This is a genomic window from Labilithrix luteola (assembly GCF_001263205.1).
GTDB lineage: Bacteria > Myxococcota_A > Polyangia > Polyangiales > Polyangiaceae > Labilithrix > Labilithrix luteola.
Genome location: NZ_CP012333.1, coordinates 8,236,190 through 8,253,088, shown reverse-complemented (window position 1 = coordinate 8,253,088; position 16,899 = coordinate 8,236,190). Strand labels below are relative to the sequence as shown.

The 16,899-nt window shown below is 68.0% G+C and carries 16 protein-coding genes; 8 read left to right on the top strand and 8 right to left on the bottom strand.

What is annotated here, in order from left to right; genetic code table 11:
* Positions 1-49 precede the first annotated feature (49 nt).
* From hflX to efp, 3 genes are all read right to left on the bottom strand, one after another.
* Positions 50-1,804: a GTPase HflX gene (gene hflX / locus AKJ09_RS35810; RefSeq protein WP_240488698.1), complete on the bottom strand. Its 1,755-nt coding sequence runs from the start codon at positions 1,802-1,804 to the stop codon at positions 50-52.
* 302 nt (positions 1,805-2,106) lie between these two features.
* Positions 2,107-3,462: a monooxygenase gene (locus AKJ09_RS35805; RefSeq protein ID WP_146652340.1), complete on the bottom strand. Its 1,356-nt coding sequence runs from the start codon at positions 3,460-3,462 to the stop codon at positions 2,107-2,109.
* An 84-nt stretch (positions 3,463-3,546) separates the two neighbouring features.
* Complete coding sequence (efp, locus tag AKJ09_RS35800) at positions 3,547-4,110, bottom strand: elongation factor P (RefSeq protein WP_146652339.1); 564 nt, start codon at positions 4,108-4,110, stop codon at positions 3,547-3,549.
* Between the two features lie 153 nt (positions 4,111-4,263).
* Between efp and AKJ09_RS35795 the strand changes: the two genes are divergently transcribed.
* Both AKJ09_RS35795 and AKJ09_RS35790 read left to right on the top strand, forming a co-directional pair.
* A complete protein-coding gene (locus tag AKJ09_RS35795) occupies positions 4,264-5,127 on the top strand; it encodes a tetratricopeptide repeat protein (RefSeq protein ID WP_146652338.1) in 864 nt (287 codons plus the stop codon).
* Between the two features lie 146 nt (positions 5,128-5,273).
* Positions 5,274-6,044, top strand: coding sequence for an HPP family protein (locus AKJ09_RS35790; RefSeq protein ID WP_205633897.1), 771 nt, complete (start codon positions 5,274-5,276; stop codon positions 6,042-6,044).
* 9 nt (positions 6,045-6,053) lie between these two features.
* Here the strand turns inward: AKJ09_RS35790 and AKJ09_RS55720 are convergent, their stop codons facing one another.
* On the bottom strand, positions 6,054-6,782 hold the full coding sequence (locus AKJ09_RS55720) for a DnaJ domain-containing protein (protein WP_205633896.1): 729 nt from the start codon (positions 6,780-6,782) through the stop codon (positions 6,054-6,056).
* A gap of 50 nt (positions 6,783-6,832) precedes the next feature.
* Complete coding sequence (locus AKJ09_RS35780) at positions 6,833-7,261, bottom strand: hypothetical protein (RefSeq protein WP_146652337.1); 429 nt, start codon at positions 7,259-7,261, stop codon at positions 6,833-6,835.
* Between the two features lie 56 nt (positions 7,262-7,317).
* Between AKJ09_RS35780 and AKJ09_RS35775 the strand changes: the two genes are divergently transcribed.
* Entirely contained in the window at positions 7,318-7,962 is a 645-nt protein-coding gene (locus AKJ09_RS35775; RefSeq protein ID WP_146652336.1) for a hypothetical protein, read from the top strand.
* Between the two features lie 27 nt (positions 7,963-7,989).
* Here the strand turns inward: AKJ09_RS35775 and AKJ09_RS35770 are convergent, their stop codons facing one another.
* On the bottom strand, positions 7,990-9,840 hold the full coding sequence (locus AKJ09_RS35770) for a hypothetical protein (protein ID WP_146652335.1): 1,851 nt from the start codon (positions 9,838-9,840) through the stop codon (positions 7,990-7,992).
* Positions 9,841-9,898: 58 nt separating this feature from the next.
* On the opposite strand from AKJ09_RS35770, the gene AKJ09_RS35765 reads away from it, so the two are divergent.
* The 4 genes from AKJ09_RS35765 to AKJ09_RS35750 are packed head-to-tail and all read left to right on the top strand — an operon-like array spanning position 9,899 to position 12,706.
* Positions 9,899-10,987: a hypothetical protein gene (locus AKJ09_RS35765; protein ID WP_146652334.1), complete on the top strand. Its 1,089-nt coding sequence runs from the start codon at positions 9,899-9,901 to the stop codon at positions 10,985-10,987.
* Positions 10,984-11,235 carry a hypothetical protein gene (locus AKJ09_RS35760; RefSeq protein WP_146652333.1) on the top strand — a complete coding sequence of 84 codons (252 nt, stop codon included), beginning with the start codon at positions 10,984-10,986 and terminating at the stop codon, positions 11,233-11,235. Before AKJ09_RS35765 ends, AKJ09_RS35760 begins: the two co-directional genes overlap by 4 nt.
* On the top strand, positions 11,232-12,389 hold the full coding sequence (locus tag AKJ09_RS35755; RefSeq protein ID WP_146652332.1) for a radical SAM/SPASM domain-containing protein: 1,158 nt from the start codon (positions 11,232-11,234) through the stop codon (positions 12,387-12,389). Before AKJ09_RS35760 ends, AKJ09_RS35755 begins: the two co-directional genes overlap by 4 nt.
* Positions 12,386-12,706, top strand: coding sequence for a hypothetical protein (locus AKJ09_RS35750; protein ID WP_146652331.1), 321 nt, complete (start codon positions 12,386-12,388; stop codon positions 12,704-12,706). Before AKJ09_RS35755 ends, AKJ09_RS35750 begins: the two co-directional genes overlap by 4 nt.
* Positions 12,707-12,715: 9 nt before the next feature.
* Here AKJ09_RS35750 and AKJ09_RS35745 read toward each other — a convergent pair whose 3' ends face one another.
* Positions 12,716-13,780, bottom strand: coding sequence for a UDP-N-acetylmuramate dehydrogenase (locus AKJ09_RS35745; RefSeq protein ID WP_205634080.1), 1,065 nt, complete (start codon positions 13,778-13,780; stop codon positions 12,716-12,718).
* A 109-nt stretch (positions 13,781-13,889) separates the two neighbouring features.
* Between AKJ09_RS35745 and hrpB the strand changes: the two genes are divergently transcribed.
* Positions 13,890-16,439: an ATP-dependent helicase HrpB gene (gene hrpB, locus AKJ09_RS35740; RefSeq protein ID WP_146652329.1), complete on the top strand. Its 2,550-nt coding sequence runs from the start codon at positions 13,890-13,892 to the stop codon at positions 16,437-16,439.
* Between the two features lie 3 nt (positions 16,440-16,442).
* Here hrpB and AKJ09_RS35735 read toward each other — a convergent pair whose 3' ends face one another.
* Positions 16,443-16,799, bottom strand: coding sequence for a hypothetical protein (locus tag AKJ09_RS35735; protein ID WP_146652328.1), 357 nt, complete (start codon positions 16,797-16,799; stop codon positions 16,443-16,445).
* Between the last annotated feature and the right edge of the window lie 100 nt (positions 16,800-16,899).

Here is a 16,899-nt window from a genome sequence, read left to right as displayed (position 1 = left end):
TATCACGCAGTGGCGGATAGGCTCGCGAGTCTCGCCCGTCTGGAGCGGCTCAAACGCGTCGCGGAGCCTTCTCTTCGACGAGCCGCGGTGGGCGAACGCGACGGCCCGCACGACGGAGAAGCTCCACGAGCGTGGAGGCCGAAACGTCCGCGTCCTCGGCGGGCTCTTCGGAAGGTGGAGTGACCTGGCCCTCGAGATCCATCGTCTCGGGGGTCTTCGCGCTCTCCGTCCAGCGCTCGGCGAGCTCCTTCGCGATGCGCTCGACGAGGGGTCGTGTGGTCTCGCGCTGCGTGGCCGAGAGGAGCACGGCATCGGGGTTCTTGCGCTGGAGAAGCGCGCGATCGATCGGCGCAAGGAGCTCGATCTTGTTGAAGACGAGCACACGCGGGATGTCCTGGAGGCCGAGCTCTTCGAGCAGCGACTCGGTGGTGGCGATGTGCTCCTGCTTCGCGTCGTCGGTGGCGTCGACGACGACGAGCAGCAAGTCGGCGTCGCTGGCCTCCTCGAAAGTCGCGCGGAAGGCTGCGAAGAGATCCTTCGGCAAGCTTCGAATGAAACCGACGGTGTCGGAGATGACGACCTCGCGATCGCCATAGCCTGCCCAGCCTACCTTGAGGTGGCGCGAACGCGTGTCGAGCGTGGCGAACAGCTTGTCTTCGGCGAGGACGTCGGCGCCGGTGAGCGTGTTGAGCAGCGTGCTCTTGCCGGCGTTCGTGTACCCAACGATGGCAACCGTGGGTACGCCTTCGCGCGTGCGCTTGTGACGGCGCTGCTCGCGCTGGCGCCCGAACTTCTTGAGCTGCGCTTCGAGATGAGAAACGCGCTCCTTGGCGCGACGACGCCCGATTTCGAGCTTCGTTTCGCCCGGGCCTCGACCACCGATGCCGCCGGTGAGGCGCGAGAGCGAGTCGTCTTTCATGACGAGTCGCGGCATGTTGTATTTCAGCTGCGCGAGCTCGACCTGCACCTTGCCGTCTTTGCTCTCCGCGCGCTGCGCGAAGATGTCGAGAATCAGCTGCGTGCGATCGATGACCTTGAGATCGCTTTCCTTGGCGATCGCCGAGGCCTGCGCCGGCGTGAGCTCGCGGTCGAAGATGAGCACGTCCGAGTCGAGCTGCATGCTGCGCAGGATGACGTCGTCGAGCTTGCCCTTGCCGAGGACGGTCTTCGGATCGACGCGTTCGCGCAGCTGCACGATCGTGTCGACGACCTCGACCCCCGCGGTGCGCGCCAGCTCACGGAGCTCACGCACGCTCTCGTCTGCTCTGCGAGCCACGTCGCGCTCGGACTTGTCAGCGACGTGAACGAGCAAGGCGCGACCGGCCGGCGCGCGGACCGCACGACCACGCGTGCGCTTCGCGAACTCCGCCTCGAGCCCGGACATGAGCTCGCCGACGTGGACGCGCTCCTGACCGATCGGCGTGGGCCCGTGCTCGCGATACGGGAGCGCGCCTTCTTCGCCGGGGATGTTGTATGCATAATGCAGCGATCGCGCTTCGCCGCGCGCGTTGATCTGAATCGCGCAGACGAGGTCGAGACGCAGGCGCACGAGGTCGACGAGGTCGTCGCGCGTCAGCGCCTCACCGCGCACGTGCGTGTGGATCAGGCGCAGGCCGCGGAAGCGGCCTTCGGCGGCGCGGAGGCGGCCGATGTCCGGAAGCATGAGCTTGCCGGAGTCGCCGACGATGACGTAATCGACCTGACCCGAGCGATGAACGAGAGCGCCCACCTGACGCCCTGTCTCCACGCTGGCCTCGACGAGCGAACGCGTCAGCTCGGGCGTGGAAATGTCATCGAGGGGCACGCGGCGCCGGTAGATACGCTCGAGCGTCTTGGTGGCCGAAGGGGGTAGGCCCGAAGTGTTGCCGTAGAGTTGGATGGGTCGTCTTCCCGCGTTGGCTTGGTTGAGACCGGCCTGCTGCGAACCTGCTTCGCCCAGCCCGTTCGGGTCAAGTGACCCGGACGGGGCGGACGGGTATTGAGACCGGTCTACCGCTGGAACCTACAGCGGAACGCCCACATATCAAGCCGAATCAAGCTCGAACGTCATGCCGCAACGCCGGACCTGACCGGACGCGGCGCCCGCGGCTCCGCGGTGCCCCCCGCTCACTTGCAGGTCGAGAGCATCGCCGGAGCGGCCCAGCTCCAGACCGGCAAGCCGCCGATATTCGGAACCTTCGGGTAGTAGAGCGTGAACGAGTAACACATCTCCTCGGTCGTCTTTTCGCCGTAGTCGACCGGCGCGCCCGTCGTGTTCGTCCACGTGCAGGTCGTCGTAATCACGTCATTTGCCGCGAGCGTGGTGGTCGCCGGGAGCCACGCCTGCGAATCGAAGCTCCAGTTGTTGATGGTGCCGAGGTCGACCGGCGCACTCGCGTCCGCGGGCTTTCGGATGGTCGACATCCGGACGCCGAGCTTGTGCATGTGCGGCATGGCGGCCACGAGGTGCGTGCCGGCGAGCTGGGACGGAACCTTGATCGAGCACTCCCTCGGCCAGTTCGCCGCGCCCGCGGGGATGGTGAACTTCTGCGTTCCGAAGGCCAGGACGTCCGCTTCGTACTGGCGCGGGGGCGAGGTGCAGATGTCGAAGCCGCTCGAGTCCTTCTGATCGGCCAGGCCTTGGGCGTTCGAGTAGTGCATCTGAACGACCCAGTGCGTGCCCTCGGGCTTGATCGGAAAGCCTGCCTCGGGCGGTAGCTCGAGCCCCTTCCCGCCCGGCGCCCACGCCATGACCATGCGCCACTGGAGCGAGCCCCCCGGGCTGCATGACTTCGGCGTCGCGGGCTCGGGCGAGTCCGATTCGAACAACACGATGTGGTGAACCACGGTCTTGTTGTCGATGCGAGGCACGAACCCCGTCACGTGCGTGGGCGAGTCTTTCTTCAGTTCAACGCCGTAGCAGACGTAATCCTCGCCTGTCGCTGCGGGCAGCGACCACGCCGAAGCAGGCCCGATCGACAGGTCCGGCTTGCAGTTGACGCTGGGATCGAACGGCGTCGGCGGCGTGGTATTCCCGCACGTCTCGTTCGACGGTTGCGCGCCGCCGCTCACCCAGGACGTGAGCGTCTGGCGGTCAGCGTCCGAAAGGCGCGCATTCGGCGGCGGCGGCATCGGCGACGCATCGTTCGCGACGCGCGCCGGAATGAGCTCGTAGACCTTCTTCGAGGGGTCGCTCTTCGCCGGCGCGTAGAGGTCGGCCAAGGTGATGAGCGGCATCGACGCGCCGAACTGAGGGCTCGCCGAATGGCACGACCGGCAGTCTTCCGCGAGGATCTTGTCGACCGTACACGGAATCGATCCACTGGGCGCGGTGGCCCTTGGCGGGCCGCCCGACGTCGTGTTCGTCCCATCGGACGGCGCCGCCGAGTCGGTGCTCGACGAGCTACAAGCACCACAAACGAGCGCGAGCGCGGCGGCTGCCGAAACAGCTGCAACCGCGCTCCCGAAGAAGATCCCGCGCATGGCCGGCAAGTGTGCGCTACGGCGGGGCTCTGTGCAATGCCGCAGAGCTTCGTAGCGCCCTCTGCCGAGCAGGCAGCGCCGAGACTACTTGTTGATACGCTCCTGATACTGGCCGGTCGCCGTATCGATCTTGATCCACTCGCCTTCCTTGATGAAGAGCGGGACGTTGACCGTGGCGCCCGTCACGAGCGTGGCCGGCTTCGTCGCACCGCTGGCCGTATCGCCCTTCACGCCCGGCTCGCTCGCCACGACCTGCATGATGACGTTCGGCGGCATGTCGATGCCGATCGGGTTGCCGTTGAAGAGCGTGACTTCGACTTCGAGGCCTTCCGCGAGGAAGCGCGACTCGTCGCCGACCTTCTCTTTGCCGACGTAGATCTGGTCACCGGTGTTGGTGTCCATGAAGACGTAGTTGTCGCCCTCTTCCCACGAGTAGGTCATCTTGCGATCTTCGACGTCCGCAAGCTCGACCGAGTCGCCGGATTTCCACGTGCGTTCGACGACCGAGCCGTTCACCAGGTTACGAACGCGGCAGCGCGTGAACGACTGCCCCTTGCCCGGCTTGACGAACTGGTGCTCGACGATGTGGAACGGGACGCCGTCGATCTGAATCTTGAGTCCCTTGCGGATGTCGGTCGTGCTGGCCATGCGGGGCGCGTGGTACCACGGGGACCCACTGGACGGCAAGGTGAGCCTGGAAAGTCCTCGCGTTTCTGTGATGTCTTTTGCGTCACCGAAACGCCGCCGAGCCGGAAGCCCGAGTTTTCCCCGTGCCCAGCGCCGTGCTAGGCATCGCGCCCCATGGTCCACGAGGTCGACGAGGAACTCCGCGAAATCAAGCGGGAGATCATCGAGTCGCGCGGGCTCGTCATCAAGACGAACAACCTGACCAACGCCCTCAGCGCCGACATCAAGTCGATCGCCAAGCGCCAGCAGACCTACGAGCGCCGCCTCTCGTGGAACAGCGCCACGGCGTACATCGTCTTCGTCGTCGTCGTGTTCGCCGCACTCAAGCTCGCATGGGATGCTCGCGTCGATCAGATCAAGGCGGAGACCGATCAGCGTGCGGTCGACAACGAACGCCTGCGCAAAGAGCTCCGTGAGGCCCAAAAGCGCGACGAAGACCGCGCACGCGCCGAGTCCCGCGCCGCGCAGTTCTACGATCTCGTGCGCCAGGGAAAGCGCGCGGACCTCGTCGAGCAATGGGAGGCGATGAAGAAGGAGCCGCTCAGCAAAGCCGAGACGGCCATCTTCTCCGACGCCGTGGAGCGCGCGAAGAACGAGCTCGCCGGCCAGCTCTATCAGCAGGGCATGGACAAGGTGCGCGTCCAGCGCTGGCAAGAAGCGGCAACGGCCTTCGAGGAGTCCATCAAGCACAAGGAAGATGCCGCCATCGGGCCTTCCGTGCGACTCGGACTCTCCGAGGCGTACAGGCACCTGAATCGCCAGAAAGAGGCGATTCCGATTCTGACGACGCTCGCCGAAAACCCCGTGGACAAGGAAGTCCATGACGACGCGCTGCAGTTGCTCGCCTGGTGCCAGATGGACACGCAGGCGTGGAACGACGCGAAGAACACGTGGCGAACGTTGATTCGGCGCTTCCCGGAATCGCGCTTCGCGGCCGAAGCGAAGATGCAGCTCGCGCAGCTGCAACTGCTGCACTGATCACGTTCGCGCCGGCGGAGAGCATCCTTCCCCATCACCGGTGCTGGCCACTTCGTCTGGCGGAGCTCTCGTGGAGCTCTCGCAACGCGAGATGAAAGCTCAGCCTGCATCGAGTGATTGTGAATGGCCGGTGGGCTGAACTAGAGGTGCGGCCCGCGACGGCGCGCGAACGTCAGAGCGGCGCGTTCGTCGACTCGATGATCAACTTCGACCGATTCCGGTTCTTCGTTCCTGCGCTTGCGGGAGCGACGTTGCGCGACCGCGTCGTCTCCTCCCTCGGTGCCGCTCTCGGCATCGCCGTGACGGCAAGTCTGTGCGCGTACTTCGCGGGCGACCGTTCGTCGCTACCGATGCTCGTGGCGCCCATCGGAGCATCGGCGGTTCTTCTCTTCGCGGTGCCGGCAAGTCCGCTCGCACAGCCCTGGTCCATCATCGGCGGCAACGTCGTGTCGGCGTTCGTCGGTGTGACGGCGGCTCGCCTCATCGACAACCCAGTCGTCGCCGCTGGCGTTGCCGTCGGAGGCGCGATCTTCGCGATGTCGCTCTTGCGCTGCCTCCATCCGCCTGGCGGCGCAGCCGCGTTGACGGCGGTGATCGGCGGCAAGGCGATCATCTCGGCGGGCTATTTGTTTCCGCTCGTTCCGGTCGGCCTCGACTCGATCGTCCTCGTGACGATGGGGTGGCTGTTCCACCGCGTTTCGACCCACACGTATCCGCATCGTGTGCCGCACGTCGAGCCGGCCCAACCGGCCACCGACGACATCGGTATTCTGCATCCGACCGCCATCGATCATGCTCTCGCCGATCTCGGCGAGACCTTCGACATTCGGCGCGAGGACCTCGATCTCCTGCTGGAGCGCGCGGAGTTCCACGAGCGCGAGCTCCGGCGAGGCGATTCGCCAGCTCGTCCCCGCTGACGACGTGCTCTAGGCGACCAGCGCCTTGTACGCCGCGGTGACCTCGGAGAGCCGGACGGTCAGCGTGCGACGTTCATCGGCGGACGCCGAGGGATGGAGATCCGGGTGGTACGAGCGGACCAGGCGCCGGTACGCGCGCTTGATCTCGGTCTGGTCCGCCCCGAAGGTCACGCCGAGGGCGCGGTAGGCTTGGACGCGCCCCGCATCGATGGGCGCGGCTGCCCGCATGGGTTGAGAGTCGTAGGCCTCGCTGCGCGCTTCGCGGTCGCGAGCTCGCTTGCGTCCCGCGAGGAAGTCCTTCGGGCGGACCGGCTCCTCGAGGAGGGCTCCGCGTGGAGCGCGAACGGCGACGCGGAAAGAGATCTGCGCTTCGCCGAGCTCTTCGAGCACCGCGAGACGCAGCATGATCTGACGGCGGAGCGCGCGATCGAGGACGACCGGTGAGAGGTGGAAGTCACGCACGAGGACCTCGCCGTGGAGGCGGCGAGAAGCGAGCGCGCGAAGGAGCGAGCGGCGAAGCGTGTCCTCGTCGACTTCGTCGTAGCGGCGCAGAATCTCCGCGAGCGAGGCCGAGGCGCGATCCAACTCGACGGCCGTGACGAGGCCGCCCGCGAGGTATACGCGATGCGCGCGACCGTTCGGCTCGGTGAGCTCCAGGGTTCCGCTCGAGCGACTCCGGTGGAGTGCGCCGAGGAGATCGCCCAGCGTCGTGGCCTTCAGACGCCCCGGAAGCTGCATGGTTCGGTCGTACCAAGAAGCCCCGAACCAGCCAAAAAAGCGGCAATTTGTCAGTTGCCGACGCTGAGCGGTGCACGGACTTCCACCGTCACCGGCGCACACCCCGACGCGGCATCCTTCGCGCCTCCGTCGGTGTCCGCATCGCAAACGACCGCCCGTACCTTGGCGCGAGCCTCCCCCTGGCCCGCCCGGCGCGCCACGAGCGCGAACGCCCAGGCATACCTTTGAGGTTCGCGGGCCGTCGTATCTTCGTGACCAATACGCCCCTTGAGGGCCGTCGCGAAATCCGGCAGCGCGAGAACCGCGACGTCCGCCCAGGCCAGCGTGCGCCCCGCGGACGCGCGCGCTTCGACGGTGCAGCGCACGCGCCCGGGCTCGACCACGTGTTCGCATTGCATCGAGGCCGAAACCGGAGGCTCGTCGGCGGACGACGACGTCCCTACCGCGATCGAAGCGACGATCGCGGCGAACGAGGCCAACCGCGCACTTGCGTAAGCACTTCGATGTCGAGGCGAGGGCATGCTATTGGGCGGTCATGGCTTCGAGAGCGTGCGCCGCCCTGCCTTTGATCTTGCTCGCCTCCGCGGCGTGCGACAACAAGCAAGAGGCCCCCAGCCAAGCGGCCAGCGCATCGGCGTCGGCAGCGCCATCAGAGTCCCCTGCCCCGACGGCATCGGCCATCCCGACGACGGCCCCCGTCGAAGCAGGTGCCGCCGCCGCGTCGGCCAGCGCGATTCCCAAGCCGGAGCGCCCTATCCCGCGCCCGCAGACGACAGTGGGCTCGGGCATGCCCATCGAGGTCCAGCAGAAGGCCATCTCGTACATGGCCGCGATGCGCGCTCCGCACCCCGACGACGCGAATGCCGATCCGACCTACGCGGGTGAGCTGGCGAACAAGCTGAAGCCCATCGTGCTGTCGATCGACAACGGAGCCGACAAGGCGCGCCTCAATCGCGTCGAGGTCGTCGCGAGCGGTCGCCAGATCGATCTCCTCATGGCCGGCGGTTGCGACGACAAGACGCCCACCCGCGCGGTCGTCCAGCGCGCGGGCGTTCCGTTCGCGCAGCTCGTTTCGCATGGCGTGCTCGTCGTCCGCTGCAACGACGCGCGTATCCAATGCTTGCAGAGCACACGCGATCCCGACGACGTGCTCTGCACGACCGCGCCTCGCCACAAGTAATCGTTCGTTCGCCCGAAAGCGACGAGCTCAGAACGCGGCGAAGACCACTTTGCCGCGTTTTTCGCAGGCGATCATCGAGGCATCGTCCGAGATGGTGCAGGCCCGAAGATCGTCGTAGGGCTCGAGGTCGGGCGCGCGCACGCGGCTCCACTTCGCCCCGCGAACGAGGACCCCGTCGCGCGTCGCGAGCGCCATGGCCTTGCCGGAAGGTGAGCGCGGCGACCCTTGCGCGCCAGGCTCGTCGAGAAACGACGCGAGAAGCGAGGCCTGCGAGCTCTCGGGCCGGACGAGCAGGGGTTGGCCCGCAACGAGCGTCTCCAGACCGCGCGCACTCCATGCGAGCGGGACGGCCGGAGCGGCTTCGCCTCGAGAGCCCGAGCAGCGCGTCCCGAGCGCCGGCGCCACGGGCAAGAGCACGTCTTTGATGTCGCCTTCGCCGCCGGTCGGAGCGAAGGTCGCGCGGAGGGCCACGCCTTCGCACGCGTTGTAGGCCTCCAGCCACCGGCTCTTGCCGTCGGGCGAGAGCACTTGCGACGGCCACGGTGTGACCTCGGAGTCCGACTCTTCGCCCGATTCGGGCTCGAAGCGAATCACCTTGGTTCCCGTGCGCACGAGGAGCTTGTTGCCGTGTTCGAAGGCAACGGCTCCCCACGCGGGGTGGGGCGTACGGACGACAGGGATACTCGCCACCAGCGTGCGCGAGCTCTTGGCCTGGACACCGGGCGCGACCTGGTTGAGGAGGGTCGTGATCTCCGTTGTCTTCGCCGCGGTTTTGGTCGCCGGAGCAGCTTGGGCAACGTCGGCAGCCGTCACGGCGCGCAGCGCGTCGCCTTGGGTGACGAAGGCGCGAACCTCGGCGACGCCCGCATCCTCGAGGGGCTTGCTGTTCCCGCAAGAGATCGCTCCCACTGCGCCGCGCGCCTTCACGAGCCGCGGCGCGCCGCCTTCGAGGCACATGGCGCGGAAGAGCGCCCGCATCTGCTGCACGAGCACCGGGACCGACGCTGCATCCTTCGTCTTGGCCTTCGCGGCCGCCTGCGCGGCGATCGCTCGGAACGACGCCTCCGGCTCGTCGGGATCGCGGCTCGGACCTGCCGGTCGATCGAAGTAGGCGACCTTGGCCGAAAGGCGCGGGCCAGGCTCGAACGGCGGTCCCCCGCCCTCGATGGCGACGCGAAGCGCGATGTCGTCGATTCCGTCCTTGTCGCGATCGGCGCCGTCGACGTCGAGCGCGAGCGAAGGCGCGCCCGCCGGATCACGCACGATCACGTCGAAGGTAATGGCCGGCTCCTTCGCGAGCCGAACAACGAACACGCCACGTGACGCAGCCGCGCGCGGACACGAAGCGCCGAGCTCCGCGAACGCGGACCGCGGACCGACGCGCTCGAGGCGAAGGACGGGCGTACAGCCCGGCTCGATGCGAGTCACGGGCGAGGTCGCGAGCGAGACCGGCGTGCCCGCGCTCGACCCGCGATAGAAGAGAAGCTCTGCGGCGCCCGTCGCAGGTGCGGCGCGTCGTACGACGGCCAGGGCGTCTTTCTTCCCGTCGTCGTCGACGTCCCGCACGATGGCGAGGGCGAACTCTTTGCCGGCAGGCGCGACGAGCTCGAGTCCTTCGAGCTTCCACGTCGTGGTTCTTGCCCCCGCAACCAGCGACGGCTCGGCGGACTTCGTCCCCGCGTCTTCCTCGGGCGGCTTCTCGGCGGCCGCGGCCGAGCCCGACGGGGCGTCGTTGACGCTGTACGGAACGTAGGGATGGTCGTCCTTGCACGACTTCGCGCATCCCCCCAGGACCAGAACGGCCGCGAGAACGAACGCGACCCGGCTCACGAGCACGCCCGCACTCTCGAACGAGCGCGCAATCTCGAACGAGCCCAAGCCCCTCGCAGATCCCTGTTTTCTCGACGCAAAGCCCGTCACGACGACTCGACTTACCATGGACAACGCCCGAACGGCGTGGGAGCTTCCAACGGTGCGCGCCTTCTTCGCGTTCCTGGTGCTCGTCCTCGCTGTCACCGGCGCCAGCGTGTGCCACGAGGCGCGAGCGGAAGCGCGTGGGGACGCAGCCGACGCCCGCGCCGACGCAAAAGCCCACGCCGAGGCCCTCTACGAGCGGGCACGGAGCGACGACGAACGGTTTGCGTTTGCCTCGGCCCTCGCCGCTTACGACCAAGCCCGCGCGCTCGACCCGAGCAGCCGGAACGCGCCGCGCGCCGAGGCCCGCGCAGCCTTCCTCCGGAGCCATTCAGAAGGCGAATTCGTGCCGCTCGTCGCGCTCGAGCGCGTACGACGCGATCCCGCGCTCGCCACGGACGCTCACGCCATCGACGCGCTCGTCCGGGCGGCAGAGAGCTTTCCTCCCGGCCAAGTGCGCGTCGAAGCCTGGGTGCTCGCCGCGGAGGGTTATGGCCGTCGCTTCAATCGGCCCGACGAGGCCATGGCACTCTACCGACGCATTCTCGACGAGCCCTCGGCGCCGCGCATCGTCACGCAGAAGGCTTCGCGCGATCTGGTCGCCATCTTGATTGCGCGGAATGACTTCGCAGCCGCGCGCGAGGTTCTCGCTCGAGCCGGTGACCGCGCCGATCCGAAGCTCGCGCGTGAAGTGGGTCGCCTCGCACGACGTCAGGCCTTGGGCCGTGTGGCGACGGCCGCGCTCGTGGCGATGGCCGCGCTGGCCCTCCGTGCCTTCGTCTCGGCCGCGCGTCGTGGACGCACGAAGCAGGTGTTGCGCGCGCTCGCCCGCATCGCGCCGGTCGGAATCGGGTATGCCGCGTACGTCGGAGTGCTCGGCGGCCTGCTCGCGTCGGGGTTCGAGGCAGGCACCGCACGCCCGTTCCTGATCTTGGGTCTGGTCCTCGTCCCGCTCCTGGCGATCGCGCGCATCTGGGGCGCGTCCACGCCGGGCTCGTCGTCCCTTGCACGCCTGTCACGAGCCGTTCTCTGCGGCGTCGCAGTGACGGGCGCCGCCTTCCTCGTCGTCCGCGCCGTCGACGTCGCCTACCTCGAAGGGATGGGTCTATGACCGAAGCCAAGCGCGACGTTCGCCCCGAAAACGTGCGAGCCGTTCGCCTCGGCCACGGCGCCAACTGCTCGAGCGTCGGCAGCGTCGTCGACACCCTCTTCGTGAGCGCCGCCCTCGGCGGAGCCCTCTTCGCCGCCCTCTGCGCCGCAATGAAGGACGAAGACGTGAAGGTCACCGGCTCATCCCCCAACGCGGACGCGGATGCGGGTGGGGACGCTGGGGAGTCGGACACGGAGCCCCGCCGATGATCGTCCGCTACGAATCCTGGGGCGCCTGGGTCAAACTCGAACGCCAGCCCGCGCTGATCGCCCTCGACCGCGAAGGCGTCCGCGCCCTCGGCCTCGACGGCGGCTCGGTCTGGACGAGCCCCGCCTCCGTCTCCACCGCCCCCATCGAGGTTCATCTCGCCGTCACGTCGCGATGCGCCGCCGGCTGCGAGGGCTGCTACCTCGACGCGCGTCCCGACGGCGTCGAACCAGCACGCGAGGTCATCGAACGCGCGCTGGACGGACTCCAGAAGGCCGGCGTCTTCACGGTCGCGTTCGGCGGCGGCGAGCCCACGTTGCGCGACGATCTCGGCGCCCTCGCGGACGCCGCCCGCGCGCGGGGCATCACGCCGGTGGTGACGACGAGCGGCATCGGTCTCGGCAAGAAGAAGATCGAAAACCTCCGTGCGTTCGCCCAGGTCAACGTCAGCTACGACGGGCCCGACGAGGCATATGCGGACGTGCGAGGCTTCGAGGGAGCGCACGTGGCGGAGTCCGCGATCCAGCGTCTTCGCGAGGCGGGCATCGAGGTGGGCGTAAACGTGGTGCTGACGCGCTCGACGTTCGGTCGCCTGTCCGAAACGGTTCGTCGCGCAGTGGCACTCGGAGCAAAGGAGGTCCAGCTGCTGCGTTACAAGCCGCAAGGCCGCGCACGGTCGCTCGACTACTTCGCGAAGCGGCTCACGCCCGAGCAATCCGACAGCCTCGGCAGCGTCCTTCGCTCCCTCGCAGCCGAGCACGATGACCGGGTACGCATCCGTATCGACTGTGCGCTCGTGCCCTTTTTGTCGGCCGATCCCGAGCTCTACGACACCCCTGAGCGGCTTGCGCGCTGGGGCATCTTCGGCTGCGAAGCGGGCTCGAACCTCGCGGCCACGCGGGTCGACGGGCACGTTTCACCCTGCAGCTTCGCCGCCCCCACGTCGCTCCACATCGAGAAGCTCGCCGGCGGTTGGCGAGACGAGCCGGGCTTCGCCTCCTTCCGCCGTCACGCCGACGCGCCACCCGAACCATGTGCATCATGCAACATTCGTTCGGTGTGCCGAGGCGGTTGCAAGGTCGTGACCGAGTACCTCGACGGATCGTTCGGTGCGGACCGCGAATGCCCTCGCGTCCGAAAAACGGGTCCTTCGTGATCGGGCCGAACGCGTCGCGTGGCCTGCGCCTCTCCTTGGCCGTCGTCGCTGCGTGCCTGACCGCGACCGGCCTCTATGGCGTGCTGCGGGTGATTCAAGCGATCCTCTTCCGTGAAGCGGATCCCGCCCTCGTCATCTGGAGCCCGCACGCCGGCTACTTCTGGCGCATCTTGATCGTCGGCTACGTGGGCGGCATGGTCGGCTTCGGCACCTGGATTCTCGCCGCGCGCGAGCCTGCGCGTGTCGCACGTTTTCTCTCGAACGCCGTCTTCGTCGTGACGGCGCTCCTCGTCGCCCAGGCGCTCTTCGTTCCCTGATTCGAGGACCTAAAGAGCGACGCCGACGAACACCGGCTCGTTCTCGAGCGAGACGCCGAAGCGCTCGCGAACGCCGTCGCGAACCGTGCGAGCGAGCCCGATCAGGTCGCGCGTCGAACCGCCTCCACGATGGGTGAGCGCGAGCGCGTGCTTCTGCGAAATGGTCACGGGGCCCGAACCGAAACCCTTGGTGAAGCCGGCGCGCTCGATGAGCCACGCCGCGCTCACTTTGACGCGCCCGTCGGCTTCCGGGAACGTGGGCATCGTCTCGCCCTCGCGGAGCAGCGGTCGAACACGCATGTGCAGAGCCTCGAGCGACGACGCATCGAGGATCGGGTTCGTGAAGAACGACCCGGCGCTCGTCGTGTCGTGGTCGGCCGGGTCGAGCACCATGCCCTTCTTGCGCCGGAGCGCGATGATCGTCTCGCGAACGAGGGCGAGCGGTGCGCGGCCGCCGGCCAATACGCCGAGCGCCTTGGTCAGCTCGGCATAGCGTAGCGGCTGGCTCAGGTCGGTCTGTTCGAGCGCGAACGTGACGTCGAGAATCACGTGTCGATCGCGCCCGCGAAACACGCTGTGCCGGTAGGCGAATCCGCAGGCCTCCCGATCGAAGGCCACGACCCGCCGTGCATCGCGGTCCCACGCGCGAACGCGAACGATCGTCTCGCCAACGTCCTGCCCGTACGCACCGACGTTCTGCATCGGCACGGCCCCCACGAGCCCGGGAATTCCGGCCAAGCACTCGACGCCGGAAAGTCCGCTTCCGACGGCCCAGGCCACGAACTCGTCCCAGACCTCACCGGCGGCCGCGGTCACGAACGTACGGCCGTCTTTCGAGCCCGCCGGCTCGATGCCGCGCGTCGCCATGCGGAGCACGACGCCGCCCCAGCCCTCGTCGGCGACGACGAGATTGCTGCCGCCACCGACAACGAGCAGAGGCTCCATCGCCTGGTCGACGGCGCGAATGGTCTCGACGACGTCGGACTCGCTCTCGGCGAAGACGAGGCGCCGCGCAGGCCCTCCGAGCTTCAGCGTCGTGAAAGACGAAAGCGGAACGTTCTCGACGACGCGCACCCGAGCTATTAACCGCGAACCTGCGCCGGCCGCCAACGTTTCGACGTCCCTAGCCCAGCCGTCCGCACTTGCCCGTCCCGCCTGCCCTCCGATTTCCCCGAATTTTCCTTTGGCCGCTCCCGTCCTCACCGCCCTCCCCATCGATCCGATCTTGCCGGACGTCGTCCGCTCGCTGGCGGAGCGCGCGTCGCTCGTGCTCGAGGCGCCGCCCGGTGCGGGCAAGACGACGCGCGTACCTCGAGCGCTGCTCGACGCGGGCACGACGGGCGAAATTCTCGTGCTCGAGCCTCGTCGTCTCGCGGCGCGGCTTGCCGCTCGGCGCGTGGCCGACGAGCTCGGCGAGCGCCTCGGTGACACGGTCGGCTACACCGTTCGCTTCGAAGACGTCTCGAGCAACAAGACGCGCGTACGATTCGTCACCGAGGGCATCCTCACGCGGCGGCTCCTTGCCGATCCGGAGCTCCGCGGCGTCTCGACGGTGCTCCTCGACGAGTTCCACGAGCGTCATCTGCAGGGCGACGTCGCGCTCGCGCTCCTGCGGCGGCTCCAGCAAACGAAGCGCCTGGATTTGCGGCTCGTGGCGATGTCCGCCACGCTCGATGCCGGGCCGGTGGCCGAGTACCTCGACTGCCCGGTTCTTCGTTCGGAGGGCAAGCGCTTCGACGTCACGATCGAGCATCTCCCCGCGCCGGACGATCGGAAGCTCGAGCTCCAGGTCTCTTCGGCCGTCCGATCGCTCGTGCAGACCGGGCTCGACGGCCACGTGCTCGTCTTCCTGCCCGGTGCCGCCGAGATTCGTCGCGCGATGGAGTCGTGCGAGAAGCTCGCCAGCGAACACGACCTCGCGCTCCTTCCACTCCACGGCGATCTCTCGCCGGCCGATCAGGATCGCGCGGTCGGCCCGTCGTCACGCCGCAAGATCATTCTCTCGACGAACGTCGCCGAGTCGAGCGTCACGATCGAAGGCATCGTCGCCGTCGTCGACAGCGGGCTCGTGCGCGTCGTGCGTCACGCTTCGTGGTCGGGCCTGCCGACGCTCGCCATCGAGAAGACGAGCCGGGCCTCGGCCGTGCAGCGCGCAGGACGCGCAGGACGAACGCGCGCCGGCAAGGCTCTCCGCCTCTACACCAAGGCCGACTTCGAGGCACGGCCCGAGCACGATTCGCCGGAGATCCAGCGCGTCGATCTCTCGCAGACGATGCTCGAGCTGCACGCAGCCGGAGCCAGCGACCTCGCCTGGCTCGATGCGCCCAAGCCCGATGCGTGGCGTGCCGCCGAGACGCTGCTCGGACGTCTCGGCGCGATCGACGAGGGCGGCAAGGTCACGTCGATCGGCAAGCGCATGCTCGACTTCCCTCTGCACCCGCGCCAGGCACGGATGCTCGTCGAGGCCGAGAAGCGCAACGTCGCCGAAGACGGCGTGGTGCTCGCGGCGCTCATCGGGGAACGCGACCTACGTTCGTCGTCGAAGACGCGCTTCGACGGCGGGGGGCACGCGGGCCGCGCCCTCGACGTGGCCACCGAACAGAGCGACGTTCTCGCGCTGCTCGACCTCTATCGCGAGGCCGAAGCGAGCGGCTTTTCCGGTCATGCCCTTCGGGCGATCGGCCTCGACCAAGGATCGGTACACTCCGCGTCACGCGCCGAAAAACAGCTCTCGCGCGTGGTTCGTCGGAAGGGCGAAGGCAAGGGAGAGCGCCCCACCGGTCAGGCCTACGACGACGCGCTTCGCCTCGCGATCCTCGCCGGCTTCCCCGATCGCGTGGCGAGGCGCAAGAAGCAGGGCTCTCGCGATCTCGCGCTCGCCGAAGGCGGCACCGCCGAGCTCTCCGAGACGAGCGCCGTGCGTGACGCCCCGTGGATGGTCGCCGTGTCCGCCGAGCTCGTTCGCGGTCGTACGCTCGTCCGCGTCGCGAGCGGCATCGAGCCCGAGTGGCTCATCGAGCTCTTCGAAGATCGCATCCGCGAAGTCGCCGACGTGACCTTCGACGAGGCCAAAGGCGCGGTCGTGGGAAGCTCGAAGATGCTCTACGACGGCCTGGCCATCGCCGAGTCGAAGGGCTTCGACAAGAACGACCCGCGCGTCTGCCAGCTGCTCTTCGATCGCGTGAAGGCCAAGGGCTTTCGCTCGCTCGCGCCCGACGACGCGCTCGATCGTTGGCTCGCGCGCGTGCGCTTCGCCAGCTCGCAGGATTCGACCATCCGCGCGCCGAGCGACGACGACGTCGCCAACACCGTCCGCGCGATGTGCGCCGGCAAGACGCTGCTTCGTGAGCTCGAAGGCGCCGATCTCCTCGGCACGCTACGCGCCGAGACCGGCTCCTGGGCACGCATCGACGAGCTCGCGCCCGATCGCATCACGCTCGCGAGCGGACGCGCCGCGAAGGTCGAGTACGACGACGGCAAGCCGCCCTGGCTCGAGTCGTACCTGCAGGACTTCTTCGGAACGAAGACGACCCCTCACGCCGGACGCGTGCCGATCGTGCTCCACCTGCTCGCGCCCAACAAGCGCGCCGTCCAGGTCACGACCGACCTCACGGGCTTCTGGGATCGTCACTACCCGACGATCCGGAAGGAACTGATGCGCAAGTATCCTCGGCACGCCTGGCCCGAAGACACGAGCGTGCCGGTACCGATGAAGCCTCGTCGAAACGGCTAAACGTCAGCCCGTCATCGCGAAGATGCGTTCGATGCCGCGAGCGGCCTCGTGCATCCGAGGTACGCGCTCGCCGAGCGCCGCGAGGAACATCGTGCCGTGCGCCGTGCTCACCGCGCGCGACAGAACGTCCGTGCCGTTCGTCAGCTGCTCGCATGCTTCGCTCATCGGGCCGGAGGCCGCGGGCTCCGCGACGGCCCCGAGGATGTCGAGCTCGTGCTCGTCTCCTGCACCGCCGACGACCAGGCCGTACTCGTCGACCACCGCGATCGACGACGCTTCGCTGCGCCTGAGGACCGACTCGAGCAGGAGCCGGAGAGCTTCGTCCCTCGAACCACTTCGCTGCTTGCGACGCTCTTGCATGGCCAATCCTCCGCTCGCGACACCTAACCAATCCGCGCGATTCGGGCCAAGAATGTGCCGGTCCGGGGGTGGCGCGTTGCCCGATCGCATGACAAAGCAG